Annotated in this window: 14 protein-coding genes, 1 tRNA gene and 1 pseudogene; 6 read left to right on the forward strand and 10 right to left on the reverse strand. The window is 58.4% G+C overall.

Going from position 1 to position 15,695, the window contains the following annotated elements; all coding sequences use genetic code 11:
- Positions 1-4: 4 nt before the first annotated feature.
- The 6 genes from fdh3B to N7U68_RS10090 form a co-directional block, all read right to left on the reverse strand.
- Positions 5-598, reverse strand: coding sequence for a formate dehydrogenase FDH3 subunit beta (fdh3B, locus tag N7U68_RS10065; RefSeq protein WP_040778004.1), 594 nt, complete (start codon positions 596-598; stop codon positions 5-7).
- A 12-nt stretch (positions 599-610) separates the two neighbouring features.
- Complete coding sequence (locus N7U68_RS10070; protein ID WP_165195884.1) at positions 611-3,712, reverse strand: formate dehydrogenase subunit alpha; 3,102 nt, start codon at positions 3,710-3,712, stop codon at positions 611-613.
- 129 nt (positions 3,713-3,841) lie between these two features.
- On the reverse strand, positions 3,842-4,030 hold the full coding sequence (locus N7U68_RS10075) for a twin-arginine translocation signal domain-containing protein (RefSeq protein ID WP_165195882.1): 189 nt from the start codon (positions 4,028-4,030) through the stop codon (positions 3,842-3,844).
- A gap of 57 nt (positions 4,031-4,087) precedes the next feature.
- Entirely contained in the window at positions 4,088-4,693 is a 606-nt protein-coding gene (locus N7U68_RS10080; protein WP_165195880.1) for a TorD/DmsD family molecular chaperone, read from the reverse strand.
- A complete protein-coding gene (locus N7U68_RS10085) occupies positions 4,690-5,328 on the reverse strand; it encodes a DUF3306 domain-containing protein (RefSeq protein ID WP_263049023.1) in 639 nt (212 codons plus the stop codon). Before N7U68_RS10085 ends, N7U68_RS10080 begins: the two co-directional genes overlap by 4 nt.
- Entirely contained in the window at positions 5,325-5,855 is a 531-nt protein-coding gene (locus tag N7U68_RS10090; RefSeq protein WP_165197926.1) for a DUF3305 domain-containing protein, read from the reverse strand. Before N7U68_RS10090 ends, N7U68_RS10085 begins: the two co-directional genes overlap by 4 nt.
- 351 nt (positions 5,856-6,206) lie before the next feature.
- On the opposite strand from N7U68_RS10090, the gene N7U68_RS10095 reads away from it, so the two are divergent.
- Complete coding sequence (locus tag N7U68_RS10095; protein WP_263049024.1) at positions 6,207-8,153, forward strand: 4Fe-4S binding protein; 1,947 nt, start codon at positions 6,207-6,209, stop codon at positions 8,151-8,153.
- On the opposite strand, the gene N7U68_RS10100 is transcribed toward N7U68_RS10095, so the two are convergent.
- Entirely contained in the window at positions 8,147-8,875 is a 729-nt protein-coding gene (locus tag N7U68_RS10100; protein WP_263049025.1) for a hypothetical protein, read from the reverse strand. The genes N7U68_RS10095 and N7U68_RS10100 overlap by 7 nt on opposite strands.
- Before the next feature lie 94 nt (positions 8,876-8,969).
- Here N7U68_RS10100 and N7U68_RS10105 point away from each other — a divergent pair, with 94 nt between their 5' ends.
- From N7U68_RS10105 to N7U68_RS10120, 4 genes and pseudogenes are all read left to right on the forward strand, one after another.
- Entirely contained in the window at positions 8,970-9,161 is a 192-nt protein-coding gene (locus N7U68_RS10105) for a DUF6494 family protein (protein ID WP_165195872.1), read from the forward strand.
- Positions 9,162-10,216: pseudogene (locus N7U68_RS10110) on the forward strand (Mrp/NBP35 family ATP-binding protein).
- A complete protein-coding gene (locus N7U68_RS10115; protein WP_263049026.1) occupies positions 10,213-10,917 on the forward strand; it encodes a biotin/lipoate--protein ligase family protein in 705 nt (234 codons plus the stop codon). The pseudogene N7U68_RS10110 and the gene N7U68_RS10115 overlap by 4 nt, the downstream one beginning before the upstream one ends.
- Before the next feature lies 1 nt (position 10,918).
- Positions 10,919-11,410, forward strand: a complete 492-nt coding sequence (locus N7U68_RS10120) for a DUF6505 family protein (RefSeq protein ID WP_263049027.1) — start codon at positions 10,919-10,921, stop codon at positions 11,408-11,410.
- 130 nt (positions 11,411-11,540) lie between these two features.
- Here the strand turns inward: N7U68_RS10120 and N7U68_RS10125 are convergent.
- Positions 11,541-11,617, reverse strand: a tRNA-Pro gene (locus N7U68_RS10125).
- 119 nt (positions 11,618-11,736) lie between these two features.
- On the opposite strand from N7U68_RS10125, the gene N7U68_RS10130 reads away from it, so the two are divergent.
- Positions 11,737-13,098 carry a glutamine synthetase family protein gene (locus N7U68_RS10130; RefSeq protein ID WP_263049028.1) on the forward strand — a complete coding sequence of 454 codons (1,362 nt, stop codon included), beginning with the start codon at positions 11,737-11,739 and terminating at the stop codon, positions 13,096-13,098.
- A gap of 382 nt (positions 13,099-13,480) precedes the next feature.
- On the opposite strand, the gene leuB is transcribed toward N7U68_RS10130, so the two are convergent.
- A complete protein-coding gene (leuB, locus tag N7U68_RS10135; protein WP_165195860.1) occupies positions 13,481-14,584 on the reverse strand; it encodes a 3-isopropylmalate dehydrogenase in 1,104 nt (367 codons plus the stop codon).
- A gap of 219 nt (positions 14,585-14,803) precedes the next feature.
- A complete protein-coding gene (locus N7U68_RS10140; RefSeq protein ID WP_263049029.1) occupies positions 14,804-15,610 on the reverse strand; it encodes a MauE/DoxX family redox-associated membrane protein in 807 nt (268 codons plus the stop codon).
- Positions 15,611-15,695 lie beyond the last annotated feature (85 nt).

Below are 15,695 nucleotides of genomic sequence, written 5' to 3' on the forward strand. Positions count from 1 at the left end.
TGTGTCAGCCATCTCTTTGACCATAGGCCGATCCCCACCCCCAAGCGCCGGAACCGAAACCACGGGCAACCACACGTTCACGGTAGATGCCCGAGACAACGTCGCCGTCGCCTGCCAAAAGCGCCTTGGTGGCACACATCTCGGCACAGATCGGCAGCTTGCCTTCCGCGATCCGGTTGCGGCCATATTTGGCAAATTCGGCTGTCGAGTGATTTTCTTCCGGACCACCGGCGCAGAAGGTACATTTATCCATCTTGCCACGTGACCCAAAGTTGCCCGCTTGCGGGAATTGCGGTGCGCCAAAGGGACACGCATAGAAGCAATAACCGCACCCGATACAGAGGTCCTTGGAGTGGAGAACCACCCCTTCCTCGTTCTGGTAGAAGCAATCTACCGGGCAGACCGCCATGCAGGGCGCATCGGAACAATGCATGCAGGCGACGGAAATAGACCGCTCTCCCGGTGAACCATCATTGATAGTCACCACCTTGCGACGGTTGATGCCCCAGGGGACCTCATGCTCGTTCTTACAGGCCGTGACGCAGGCGTTGCATTCAATGCAGCGTTCGGCATCGACGAGAAACTTTGCTCTTGCCATTGGTTGCTCTCCTTATGCTGCTGAGATTTTGCAGAGAGTACATTTCGTCTCCTGCATTTGCGTGACTGAATCGTAGCCGTAGGTTTGGGCCGTGTTCGAACTTTCGCCGAGCACATAGGGGTCTGCGCCGTCAGGGTACTTGTCCCTCAGATCAACGCCTTCTAAGTGTCCGCCGAAGTGGAACGGCATGAAGGCGACACCTTCGCCGACCCGCTCTGTGACCATGGCCATCACCTTGACCTTGGCACCTTCAGCGCCTTCAACCCAGACTTGTTCACCATCCCGCACCCCAAGATTGTTGGCGTCACGGGGATTGATTTCTACGAACATGTCCTGCTGAAGTTCTGCCAGCCATGGGTTGGACCGGGTTTCTTCACCGCCACCTTCATACTCGACCAGACGACCCGATGTCAGGATCATCGGATACTCCTTGGAGAAGTCGTTTTTCTGGATCGATGCATACATGGTCGGCAAGCGATAGAACTTGCGGTCTTCATAGGTGGGATAATCCTCGACCAGATCGCGCCGCGGCGTGTATAGCGGCTCGCGGTGCAACGGCACCGGATCGGGGAAGGTCCACACCACAGTGCGTGCCTTGGCATTGCCGAACGGTGCGCAGCCATGGGCAATCGCGACCCGCTGGATGCCGCCACTGAGGTCGGTCTTCCAGTTTATCTTGCTGACTTTCTCATTGTAGTCCGACGGGAAGGGCGACATCGACTGTTCGCCGACCTCCTCATTGGCCCCCTGCTCGCCTTCCGGCTGGGTCAGGTTCTGCGCCTCGGCGGTCTGCTGGACCTCGCCTGTCTGGCCGCCTTCGGCCTGAGCATTCGCTGCCTCTTCGCCGTCATCCTGATTGCCGACAGACGCTTCGTCGAGGCCCTCGATTCCCGCGATCCGCCCCATGACGCGTTTCTCGCTATCGGTCAGATCGCCGTCCCAGCCCAAATCAACCAGCATCTGATAGGTGAATTCGGGATATCCATCCTGAATCTCTGATCCGACGCTATAGACCCCTTCGGCCAGCAGGTTATCGCCGTCCCGTTCAACGCCGAAACGTGCGCGGAAAGTCAGGCCACCCTCGCCCACCGGTTTGGACATGTCATATAGTCGATGGGTACCGGGGTGGCCCATTTCGGGTGTACCCCAACACGGCCACGGCAGACCGTAGGTTTCGCCGTCGGCGGGTCCGCCAACAGCCGTCAACGTCGTGCGGTCAAAGGTGTGCTGGTTGTCCATATGCAGCTTGATCCGCTCCGGGCTTTGCCCGGTATACCCTACCGTCCACATACCCCGGTTAAATTCGCGGGTAACGTCTTCGACATTCGGTTCCGTTTCGGTATCCATCGAAATATTGCGGAACATGCGATCAGCAAAGCCGAACTTCTGAGCAAAGAGATAGAGGATCTCGTGGTCAGAGCGGGATTCGAACAAGGGATCGACCACCTTGTCGCGCCATTGCAGAGACCGGTTCGATGCGGTGACTGATCCCCGTGTTTCGAACTGGGTACAGGCCGGCAACAGATAAACCCCATCGGTACGGTCATGCAGCACGGCAGAAACGGTGGGATACGGATCGACCACGACCAGCATATCCAGCTTTTCCATCGCCGTTTTCATTTCCTTGCCACGGGTCTGGCTGTTCGGGGCATGCCCCCACAGGACCATGGCCCGAACCTTGGCGTCCTGATCCATGTTTTCCGGGTCTTCCAGAACACCGTCAATCCAACGACTGACCGGGATGCCCGTCAGGTTTTGCAGTGACTTGTCCTTGCCTTCGGCATCTTTGATGCTGTCAAACTGACCCGCCAACCATTCCGGGTCTTCTTCCCAGACCCGCGCCCAGTGTGCCCAGGCACCCTTGGACAAGCCGTAATACCCCGGCAGTGTGTGGCTGAGAACGCCAAGGTCCGTTGCGCCTTGTACGTTGTCATGGCCGCGGAAAATGTTGGCTCCACCACCGGCGACGCCGATGTTACCCAGCGCGAGCTGAAGCACGCAGTATGCCCGGGTGTTGTTGTTGCCGTTGGTGTGCTGGGTTCCGCCCATGCACCAGATCAGGGTGCCCGGCCGGTTGTTGGCCAGTGTACGTGCGACCCGCTTGAGTTGCGATCCGGGTGTACCGGTGACACGCTCGACCTCGTCCGGCGTCCATTTGGCCACCTCGTCGCGGATCTGGTCCATACCCCAAACGCGGGTGCGGATGTATTCCTTATCCTCCCAGCCGTTTTCGAAAATGTGCCACAGGATACCCCATATCAGCGCCACATCGGTGCCGGGGCGGAAGCGTACATATTCATCGGCATGGGCCGCAGTGCGGGTGAACCGCGGATCGCAGACGATCAGCGGCGCGTTGTTCTGCTCTTTGGCCTTGAGCAAGTGCAACAGCGACACCGGATGCGCCTCGGCCGGGTTTGACCCGATCAGGAACATCGCCTGAGAATTGTGGATGTCGTTGTAGCTGTTGGTCATCGCACCGTAGCCCCAGGTGTTCGCAACACCGGCCACAGTCGTTGAGTGGCAGATACGCGCCTGATGATCCACGTTGTTGGTGCCCCAATAGGCAGCAAATTTGCGGAACAGATACGATTGTTCGTTGTTATGCTTGGCAGAGCCCAGCCAGTAGACGGAATCCGGCCCGCTTTCCTCGCGGATCGTCTTCATGCCATCGCCGATCTCGTTGATCGCCTGCTCCCAGCTGATGCGCTTCCATTCCCCGCCTTCTTTCTTCATCGGGTACTTCAGGCGGCGTTCGCCATGGGCGTGCTCGCGGACCGAGGCCCCTTTTGCGCAATGCGCACCAAGGTTGAAAGGGCTGTCCCAGCCGGGTTCCTGTCCTGTCCAGACGCCATTGCTGACCTCGGCAATGACTGTACAGCCAACCGAGCAGTGCGTGCAGATGGATTTAATTGTCTCGACCGCGCCGTTGACGGCCGATGCCGCCGTGGCCTGAGTGACGGCGCCACCCGTGGCCGAGATTGCAGCCAAGCCACCGATGGCAAGGCCAGAGCCACGCAAGAAAGCACGGCGATCGACGGATTTTTCCGCAATGTCAGATAGTAGCCCAGTCCGCTGGGGGCGTCGCGCAACCCCGTTGGTTTTTTTCCTAAGCATTTTCTAGTTCCTCCCTAGCGTGCTGGGGCTATGCCCTTGCTTGCTTGGTTAAGTGGGACCATGGACAGTCGGGCGTCACGCAACCAGTCGTCTATGGGTCGTCAGTGTCAGCCTCCTAAAATCTGGCTCCTAAAATCTGGCGCTGTCGAGATAGGCACGCGTGTGCACGGTGTCCTGCATCTTTTCAGATGTGGGATCGACCGGCTTGGCCGCGGCCTGATCTGTACCGCTGGCAACTGCCACAGCGGCCAGAGGAACGGTCGTTCCAGCCAGTTTCAGAAAATCGCGGCGATTTGTGCCGTCTGTTTTCTTGGTCATGGGGATGTCTCCCTCCCTTGTTGTGGCGGGCATCCCCGCCGGTGAAATAGCAGGGTGCTACCCTACAGCCATTCGGTATGCTTCGCGTTCGATGTCCATAAAGACCCGTCCGACGCTGCCGACGGAGGCGTAGAGGACAGAGTTCTTGGCAGCCTCAAGATCGGAATAGAAATGGCCCGCCCATGGCGCGATATGCTTGTTGAAGAACAGCTTTTGCTCGTCCAGTGTCGCAGATCGCCCAAAACGACCGACGATCATGCCCGCCATCATTTCCATCAACGAGGCAATGTTGTCTTCGGGCTCGAACGCATTCGGCGCGCGTGTAATGCGATGTTCGGCCATGTCGGTGCGCAGCAACGCCAGCGGCTTTTCATTCAGGAAACCGGTCAGGTAATAGCTGGCGTAAGGCAGCAATTCGCCGCGTCCAAGGCCCACGAACAGGGCGTTGAATTCGCTCTCCACCTTGCGCGGGCTGGTTGCCCTTGCCACCCGTGCCAGACCGGCGATGGCATTGCCGATTTCACTGTCATCACCGGTAAGACCGGCACATTGATCCAGCAACATCTGGTCCGGTGGTCCAGACAGGATCAAGCCGAGAAAGTTGTACAAATCGGCACGAAGGCGATCCTCGGATGCGATGTTGATATCTTCGGCAGTGTTCACTCGCTTTCCTCGATACTGAATTTCATTCGGCGTGGCGTCGGGATCGTATACGTGTCGTCCTCTTCTGACATTTGCCAGTTGGTGTCGTCGGGGGCGGGCTGCGTATCGCTCTTCACCTCTGGCTCTGCTACGGCGGCCAGCACCACGTCCCCGTCGTCAGGCCCATCATCGAAATCGTGCTGCAAGTCCTGATCGGTCTCTTCCGTGTCGGATGGATTTTCCAGTTCTTCGGCCTGACGCGCCATTTCCTGAACATGCTTGAGCATGCCTTTGCCGACCTGATAGGCCGTCTGCATATTCTCGACCACCGTCGCGCTGTCGGTGAAATCCTCTCCGTAATCCACCAGCATATCAACATTCGCCAGCACCGGATTGGACCGCCATAGCGCGCGCAACGCACGACGCCGGATGCGGTCAGGCACCGCCTTGGCCATGAAGGCGGCAAAGTTGTCACCCAGTTGAAGCGTATCAGGGTCCGGAAGATCCAGTTCGGTCAAAATCTCTGCGTCAGACTTCTCTTCTAGGGCTGCGCGCTCTTGTGCCAACGCACGCTCTTGCATCTCGACCTGATCGTTTAGGCTTTCAGCGGCGACACCTGCCCGCCGACGCGCCCAAAAAGTCTGTGCGCCGCTCAATGTACCGTCTCCTTGTTCGACGGCGCACGGTACACATCTGCCACCTGCCGGATACGTGCATCGCCAATACCGTCTTCTTTGCGGTCAACGCGGGTTTTGTCGCGGCGGCGCTTGATGAACACCTCGTCCTCGTGATGAAGTTCGATAAAGTCCCTAATCCATGCGACCAACCCTTGGGGCATTGGGACCTTTTCGACCAACTCTTCACCGGTGTCGGCATAGTCTTGGGCCTCGTAGGGGGACGCCGTCGCCAGAACCACATCCAATGGATGCGTGCCTTCTGATTGCCGCATCACGACATAAATTGCTGGAACCTTGGCCGAGAGCCCATGCAGGTAGCTTTCTGTATCGGTTCTAAACAGTTCCAGCTGCAATGTGGCCGCGTGGAATTCGACGGCATCGCCGTCACGGCGAAGCTCTTTCCACTCTGCCTTGTCCGCGCCCGGCAAAACCGCAACGGCCTGCCAAGTGTGCAATGCCCAGCGCGTCACACCGGGCACTCTGCGGATCACAATCCCCAAAGGTATTGACGCGGATTTAGGGTGGCAAGCGTTCACTGTTCCCCTCGGCGGTATGTACGGATGACCCGAAGCTTGGATGATCCCGGCTATTTTTCAAAGCAATTTTTGATCCGCCGGAAACTTCGGCATCCGCTTTGCTACGCTGCAGCATGCGATTGTATTCGATAAACATCAGGCAGCATTGGACGGTCGGCATCTTTGCATTTTTTCTCAGGCCGAAATCGGAAATTCGTTTCGCACTCGCAGCATCGCCAGGCAGACCGGCGCAACTGCACAAATCTGGTTTACCGCAAGGGGGAATCACGGCTAGCGTACCGAGGGTGCCACTCTTTAGGTTGGGGCCGATGGGAACAAAACATGGCGAAAAAGCTGATTTTATGCGACTGCTACGGTAGCCAGAATGTGGATGCGCACGCGATCTCAAACGGCAGTGGGCTGGTGTGTTCAAAAGTTTATTCAGGCCTTTGTACGACCCAGATCAACCGCGCGGCCAAGGAACTGGGCGACGGCAATGCGATCGTCGCGTGCCAGCAGGAACGTCAGATTTTCGAAGAACTCGCCGAAGAACTGGAGATCGACGCGCCGGGGTTTGTCGACCTGAGAGATCGTGCAGGCTGGGGCGAAGGCGACACTGCACCTAAAATGGCCGCCCTCGCGGCAGAGGCCGCGTTGTCACTGCCGATGGGAAAAAGCGTCGATGTGATGTCAAACGGCACATGCCTGATCATCGGTGGCGACGCCGCGATCACGGCGGCAACCGACTTGTGCGACATACTGGCCGTGACCGTACTGTTGCCGAACGCCGATATTGTGCCAACTGATCGGAGGTTTGATTGCATCGTTGGAAACCTGCGCAGCCTCAATGGCGCACTGGGCGACTTCAACGTTAAGATCGATGCGTTGCAACAGGTCGTTCCCGGTGGCCGTGGCGCATTTGATTTAACCGCGCCTCAGGATGGTGCCGCTTCGAACTGTGATATCGTACTGGATTTGAGTGGTGACGCCGCAATGGTGCCGGCACCAGACAAGCGTGAAGGTTACCTGCGCGCCGATCCCTCTTATGCGCCGTCGGTTGCCAGAGCCGTCTTTGAGGCGTCCCAGATGATCGGGACCTTCGAAAAACCGCTATACGTGCGGCTTGAGCCCGGCCTGTGCGCCCACAGCCGTGCCGAGCAAACAGCCTGCACGAACTGTCTGAACGTCTGCCCGACGGGGGCGATCACCTCGGCGGGGGAACATGTGGCAATCGATCCAATGATTTGCGCAGGATGCGGGTCCTGCTCTGCAGTGTGCCCATCTGGTGCGGTCAGCTATGATGCACCGCCGGTAGATGCGCTGTTTCGCCGATTAAGCACGTTGGCATCGACCTATCGTCAGGCAGGGGGGCAGAACGCACGTTTACTGGTGCACGACGCGACATTCGGGCGGGACCTGATTTCACTCGCCGCGCGTTTCGGCCGCGGACTGCCCGCGCATGTCATACCGGTCGAGGTCGCGGCCTTGTCCGGGTTCGGACATGCGGAAATGCTGGCGGCTCTGGCGTGTGGGTTTGGGCATGTTGATATCCTTATATCGCCCAAGACGGAACTGGACGTAATAGAAAGTCAGCAAGCACTGGCGCGTGCGATGGTGGGGGCGGAGGCAATCCGCCTCTTGCACTCTCGTGATCCCGACGCGTTATGTGATGTGCTCTACGAGGGGGGTGCGACCGCTGTCGAGTGCACGCCAGTATTGCCAATGGGCACCCGGCGTCAGGTCGCAAGACTGGCCGCAAAGGCGTTGCGCCCCGAAGCTGAGGTTCTCGATCTACCGGACAACGCCCCCTACGGTGCGGTGGTAGTAGACACAGATGCCTGCACCCTTTGTCTGTCATGCGTGTCGCTGTGCCCATCCGGCGCATTGGGAGATAATTCCGATTTGCCGCAGCTACGGTTTCAGGAAGATGCCTGTCTGCAATGCGGGCTGTGCCGCAATATCTGCCCGGAGAGCGCGATCACGTTGAAACCACAGCTGGATTTGACCGATGCGGCATTCACGCAACGTATCCTGCATGAAGAAGAGCCATTTGCCTGCATAGAATGTGGCAGCCTCTTTGGATCGAAATCGACGATCGCAAAGATCACGGAAAAGCTGGCTGGCAAACACGCCATGTTCGCCACGTCGGAAGCAGCGAAAATGATACAGATGTGCGACAATTGCCGCATACAGGCGCAGTATCACTCTACCGACAATCCCTTTCAGGGTGGCGAACGCCCTCGGGTGCGCACAACCCAAGATTATCTTTCAACGCGCAAGGATCACTGAGATTGGATCGGCGCTCCGAGATCGGCAGGCGGTATCGATCCGACATACGCGGTAATCGCGTCGATCTGCTCCAGCGTGACTTCAATCGGCGCGATCGGCGACGGCAAGTTTTCGGGGAAAGGTGCTGTTACCTCAGCAACCTGAGTGAAGGCGGCATGCGGCTTCAATATAAAAAACGTCTCAAAACGCTGCTGCCAGTCCGGGAATGTGCGCATCAGCGCAAAAGAAGGGGTAGACCCGATCGCCTTCATGCGGTTGGCATCATTGACAACATGACAGCGCCCGCATTTTTCAAGGCTGGTCACCTCGCCCAAGATCGCGTCGCCAGACAGCGCCGCTATTGGCTGATCCCCCGCTTGCGCGCTGACATCCGCGCTGAACAGTTCAACACCATCGGGCGCAAATGCCTCGATCGTGCGCTTGCCGATGTCGGACAACAACCAGTCATGAAAGGCGTTCGTATCGGGGTCGTCGGTTTTCGCCAGATACCACAGCACGTCTTCACGTCGGAAAACAGGGACACCTTGCGGGCCAAATGTCGCATCCGCCTGTTCGGTCGTCAGCGTTATGCGAACTCCGGTCTTCAACGAAAACCGGGGCAACAAATAGTTCATCAGACCCGTTTCCACCAGCGTTTTGGGGACTTGCAAGGAAAACGATTTGTCCTGAGCCACTGCCGGGCTGGCCACTATGGCGGCAATGCATGCCAATCTCTTGAGCATTTCACCTGCTCCCGTCCGACGCGTCAGGTTGCATGCCAGCCTAGAGGCGCTACGGTAGATCCGTCAATCTTTCCCAATTTCAAAGGACATCACCATGAGCGACGAATTCAACATGTCGATGCGCAAGTTTCTCAAGCAGGTGGGAGTTACATCGCAACAGGCGATTGAGGAAGCGATGCGCAACTCGGCGGACACTTCGGGCAAAAGCTTTGAAGCGAAAATGGTGCTGACGATCGACGGTATCGACCTTGAACACGTCGTCACAGGCAAGATCGAAGGTGCGTAGGTGACTCTGACGCGCGAAGCAGTTCTGGCCTGCCTGAAAGAGATCAAAGCCCCGTCGGGCGTCGATCTCGTCGAAGCCGGATTGGTCCGCGCTCTGAATGTGGACGGCAGCACCGTGCGGTTCGTGATGGAGGTGGATCAACCCGAGCCGTTCCTGCCGGTCAAGGCCGACGCAGAACGAAAGCTGAGAGAACTGGGTGCCACGACCATCACAGTCGTGATGACAGCACATAGCCATAAGCCACCCCCGCCTGATCTGGGCACCGGCCGCAAGGCAGAACCGGCAGGTCCGCAAAAGATTCCCGGCGTTGATCGCATTATCGCAATCGCTTCGGGTAAGGGGGGGTCGGTAAATCCACTGTTGCGGCTAATCTGGCCTGCGCACTGGCCGCCGAAGGGCGTCGTGTTGGTATGCTGGATGCTGATGTTTACGGGCCCTCGCAGCCACGCATGCTGGGCGTGTCCGGCCGACCGCAAAGCCCGGATGGCAAGATCATTCTGCCGCTGCGCAACTTTGGCGTCACGATGATGTCGATCGGCCTGATGACCAACGAGGATCAGGCTGTGGTCTGGCGCGGTCCCATGCTTATGGGGGCGTTGCAACAGATGCTGACCCAAGTGCAATGGGGGGCACTCGATGTCCTGATCGTCGACTTGCCGCCGGGCACGGGGGACGTGCAGATGACGCTGGCACAAAAGGCGCATCTGGATGGTGCCGTCATCGTGTCGACACCGCAGGACGTTGCGCTGCTGGACGCGCGCAAGGGGATTGATATGTTCAAGCAGATGAAAACACCCGTCATCGGCATGATCGAGAACATGAGCACCCATATCTGTTCGCAATGCGGGCATGAAGAACATGTGTTCGGGCACGGTGGCGTCAGGGCCGAGGCGGCAAAACTGGGCGTTCCGCTGCTCGCAGAAATCCCGCTGCATCTGGATATTCGGGTGGCCGCAGATGGCGGCGCGCCGATTGTGGTGTCCAAACCGGAATCTGCACAAGCACAAGCGTTTCGCACCGTGGCAAAGACACTTATTGAGGTCGGACTGGCATGACTGCGCCCAAGTTTCCTCCGCTCTTCAGCGGCCTAGCTGTCGAAGGGCAGATAGAGCCGTTTGAAAAGGCATGTGCCGAGGCGGCGCGCGGGTGTGATGCCGGACTGGTAGTCTACAAGATCGGTGCAAATGCATTGCAGGCTGCGTTAGTGTTTGCGCCCGATGTCCCATTGGCAGATGCGATGGCAATACTACCGCTTTGCGGTGTCGGTTTCCAAAATGCATTGGGCGCATTGGCACCACCCGAGGTCGCGGTGCATCTGGAATGGGGCGGTGGCGTGCGGATCAACGGTGCCACCTGCGGTCGCCTGCGAGCCGCCGCTTCAACAGATGACCCTACGGCCGAGCCCGATTGGCTGATCGTCGGGCTGGAACTGCCTCTCTGGCCGGACTCCGACGATCCGGGTAACACACCTGACCAAACCGCGCTCTATGCGGAAGGCTGTGCCGATGTGAACCCTGCCAACCTGCTTGAATCGTGGGTAAAGCACACCTTGGTCGGGATAAACGGCTGGCTTGATGATGGGCCAGCCCCACTTCATCAGGAATGGCGCAGGCTGGCACACGGCATTGGGGAAAACATTGCCATGAACAACATTGTGGGCACCTATCTAGGAATAGATGAACGGTTCGGCATGCTACTACGTGATGCCAAAACGACCCACCTCATCCCCCTTACCCAAGTTCTGGAAGGTGCATGACATGATGCTGGCACGCGCCATTCATTTTGATGAAAGCGACACGAATATTTTCCACTCGCCGGCGCGGACCGGGGAATGGTGCATCTCTGGCGGATTTGAGTTCTCGAACTGGGGCACGGCGGACCTGACAGGCAAGGCGCGTCAGGCGTTCTCTAACGGCTGGTTGGGCATTGAAACCTTTGGCCGCGTCTCGGTTGTTGCCGCCACTCAGATAGAGCCCGCAGAAATGGATGCGTTGGTCATCGCGTTGGCGCAGCATTTCGTGGACGTGTACGGTGCGCCGTCTATTGCCGATGCGCAGGGCGTGGCCCACGACGAGCTGCTGCAAATGGCGGATATCTGCGAGGGGCAGCCCGCCAATACCCTGCTGCTTGTGTCCCGCGAATTGACTGATGCCGGGGTCAAGGAAAGGTACCGTATTGTCGAGCCGCGCGACGCCGGGCTGGATCAGTTCGCCATCCATGGAACATTGGATGAAGGCGGGCATTCGTAAGAAATCGGAGGCTGCGACCCGAACACTTGTGGCAGGCCGACAATACGTTGGACTCTGGGGATTTAGATTCTACGAACCCAAGAAATTTGTCTGAAAAACAATGACGGCACCCTCGCACGTCTTGTTTTACTGGTCGGAGTGAGAGGATTCGAACCTCCGGCCCCTGCCTCCCGAAGACAGTGCTCTACCAGGCTGAGCTACACTCCGACACTGGCGCGGCGAATACCGAAACCGTGCGATCATTGCAAGTGTTCAGTGCCTGACGTTGACAGCAATACAGCCGCGTGCGTTGATCCTCGTGATGCTATCTGCAGGGAGGCGGCCCCATGTATTTGACCGAAGATGAACTGACTGCGTTCGTTCAGGCAAACCCGTCGGTGACGTATCTCGACGCAATAGTGATTGATCTGTGCGGCAACGCGATCGGCAAGCGTCTGCCAATATCTCAGGCCGCATCCATGATCGCGGGCGGCACCCCGATCTGTGCTGCGATGCAGCTGGTCGACGTGATGGGCAACACTGCCGATCCGGGTGGGCATGGATTCTCCGATGGGGATCCGGATGGCATGGCGCGGCCCCTGAGCGGTACGTTGGCACCTGTTCCGTGGTCAGATGGGCAGCGTGCGCAGGTATTGTGCCAGATGACAGACGCCACCAGCGCAACGCCCGTCTGGTACGAGCCGCGGCGCATCCTCGCGACGGTTGTTGAACGGTTTGCCGAACTAAAGCTGCGCCCGGTTCTGGCGTTGGAGCTGGAATTCTACCTTATTGACCGCGACAGAAATGGCGACGACAGCCCCCGGCCCTGTGCAAGCCCGGCAACCGGGCGACGCGAACGGCAGGGGCAAGTGCTGTCACTGGCCAAGCTGGATGAATTCGACAGTGTCATTCGCGCCATGCAGGACGCCGCCCACGCGCAGGGCCTGCCTGTGACCACGGTGATCAGCGAATACGGCGCAGGCCAATTCGAGATCAATCTGGAACATCAGACCGATCCAGTATCCGCCGCCGACCATGCGGCCCTGCTGCGCCGTTGTGTGCAGGCGACGGCCCGCGCGATGGGGTATGACGCCACTTTCATGTCCAAGCCCTTTGCCGGGCAGTCGGGCAACGGGCTGCACCTGCATCTCAGCCTTTTGGATGAGGGCGGACAAAACATATTCGATCCCGTCCATTCCGACGCAGAGGCCAAGCTGGGTCATGCCGTTGCAGGGTTGCAGGCAACCTTGCACGAGGCGATGGCGATTTTTGCGCCGAGCCTGAACGTCTATCGCCGGTTTCGCCCGGACGAGTTCACACCCGTGACGCGCGACTGGGGTGAGAACAACCGTTCTGTCGCGGTGCGCCTACCGCCTGTCACCAACGGCGCGGCGCGGCGGCTGGAACACCGCGTATCGGGTGCCGAGGCAAACCCGTACCTTGTCACTGCTGCTGTGTTGGCTGGGGTACATCACGGCTTAACCTTGGGACTTGATCCCGGTGAAAAGCATACCGGCAACGCTGGCAGCGAGGTGGACGCGGGCCTGCCACTGACCCTATGGGATGCGCTGACGGCACTGGCGGAGGCGCAGGTATTGCCCGATTATCTGGGTGCGGAATATCTGCAAATTTACCGCGATGTGAAGCACGCAGAATTCACCGAATTCATGGAAGAAATTTCGGGGCGTGAATACCGCTGGTATCTATAAAACTAGGGCAAATGAGCGAGAAACGGGACTTTGGCGCCCGGATAGTGTTGCTGACAGCTGCGGTATTCACCGGCCTGCCGAACCGTTAGCACTGCCTGCGCGATTTTGCAGACATGGGCATAATCCGTACCGCAAGCCCCGCCGAATACATTCATTTGCGGAAGAGTGTCCTTAAACTCTCGACACTGCTCTGCCAGTTCATCGAGGTTTCCTTCCTCCAGATGGCCAAACTTGCACAGCGTTCCCTGATCCAGCGACGGCCCCTTGGCACGCAAGCGACGGACACGGCTGGTCCCGTTGACCCAACGCTAATGGCTATGGCTTGGAGCAGGCGATGGGCCTGAAAGGGAAGCTATCAGACCCGTCGCAACAACGTCCGGTATCAGAGGCTGGCATCCAGCGCAGCCAGAACCGCATCGCCCATCTCTGTCGTGGACAGGGGTGTGCCACCTTCGGGGCCCATCAGATCGCCCGTGCGTGCGCCACTGGCCAGCACGGCCTCAATCGCGCGCTCCAGACGCGCGGCCTCGTCGCCTTGATCAAACGAATAGCGCAGTGCCATGGCAAAGCTGAGGATACAGGCGATCGGGTTCGCCTTGCCCTGCCCTGCAATATCAGGGGCCGAGCCGTGGACCGGCTCATAGAGCGCCTTGGGACGGCCATTGGCCATCGGCGCGCCAAGCGAGGCAGAGGGCAACATACCCAGACTACCGGTCAGCATGGCGGCGCAGTCGGACAGGATGTCACCAAAGAGGTTATCGGTCAGGATCACGTCGAACTGCTTGGGCGCGCGGACCAGCTGCATCGCGCCGTTATCGGCGTACATATGGCTTAGCTCCACCTCGGGGTAATCCTGACCCACACGGGTGGCGACCTCGCGCCAGAGGATACCGCTCTCCATGACGTTGGCCTTTTCCATCGAACAGACCTTCTTGCCCCGACGCATGGCCAGTTCAAACGCCGCACGGGCGGCGCGTTCGATCTCGCTTTCGGTGTAACGCTGGGTGTTGATCCCGACGCGCTCGTTGCCTTCGTTAAAGATGCCGCGCGGCTCGCCGAAATAGACGCCTGACGTCAGTTCGCGCACGATCATGATATCGAGACCCGCAACGATGTCCTTTTTCAAAGACGAGAAATCAGCAAGCGCATCAAAGCATTGCGCCGGGCGCAGGTTGGCAAACAGGTCCATTTCCTTGCGCAGACGCAAGAGACCGCGCTCGGGTTTTACCGAAAAATCCAGATCGTCGTACTTCGGCCCGCCAACTGCGCCGAGCAGAACTGCGTCCACTTCCTGAGCGTGCGCCATGGTGTCGTCGTGCAGTGGTGTGCCGTGTTTGTCATAGGCAGCACCACCGACCAGATCCTCGCTCACGTCAAAGGGCAAGTCGCGCTTCGCACCGAACCAGTCGATGATCTTGCGCACTTCGGCCATCACTTCGGGGCCGATCCCGTCACCGGGCAGAATAAGAAGCGATGGCGTGGTCATGGTCTTGTTTCCTCGGGGTTGCCGTTGTCGCAAACCGGGTAGCGCGAAGCAGGCGAATGGTCAAGGAACGCCGGGCGCAAGCCGCTGACACGCTAAGACAAATGCAGATAACGCACTGCGTTCATTGAATAGGACGAAACACACGCTGGAAAATAGAATGCGCCGCCGACGCCAAAAATGAAGGGCACACGTGGGGTGCAGGGAGGTCAGTCGCTCATCTTATCCGGCGACGAAAGCGCCAAGCATCCCAAACCCCATACCAAGCATGGCGAGATTTTCACTAAGTGAAATGAAGCCCAGAGGCACTGTCGATCCGCCGCCGACACAGGCACAGGTCAATTCACGTTTGTCAAAATAGACCGCCTTGATAACACTCGCTGCGCCGACCGCGCCGATCGCTATACCGACAGGCGCCACCATCCATATGGCCCAGCTCTGGCTTCCGATCAGTGCCATCATGCCCACGCCGGTATAAAGCTCGGCAAAAGGATAGGCGTAGCCATACGGCACATAGCGCCGGGCCAAGAGGTCATACCCCAAGAAGCCGTTCACGAAACCTTCGACATCCTGAAGTTTCTGAATCGCCAGAACGACCATCGAGATGGCCAGAAACCATTTGGCCCAGGTGACGACCGAAAACCCGTCATACAGACTGAAAACAAGCGCCAAAGCCATCAGCGCCGTGGCCGAGAATATCGCAATGACAGGGGTATAACTGGTGTCGCCCTCTTCGCGCACTTTGTACCCAAAGTATTTCTTGAGGTCCGAATAACCACCGATACGTTCGCCCTGTATGTAGGTTTGCGGTGTCGTTTCGACGTGGTGTTCGCGTTTGTAATCGTCTGTCTGCGCACGCGTTTCCAGCAGGTGGTCCTCCACTTCATATCCTTCGCGTTTAAGGAGTGACTTGGACTTCAGACCATATGGACAAAGATGATCGGGCATCGACATACGATAAAGAACAGCTGTCTTCGAGCTGCTCTTGGTGCGGGCCTGTTGGGGTGTATCGACATGGTTCGTGGCCATACCTCTCTCCGTTTTCCGCTGTCATATCCTGACTGGTCAACGGTTGGTGGGCCGGGAAGTTCCTGTACCACGCCACAAACAGAGG

The sequence above is a fragment of the Roseovarius pelagicus genome (assembly GCF_025639885.1).
Classification (GTDB): domain Bacteria; phylum Pseudomonadota; class Alphaproteobacteria; order Rhodobacterales; family Rhodobacteraceae; genus Roseovarius; species Roseovarius pelagicus.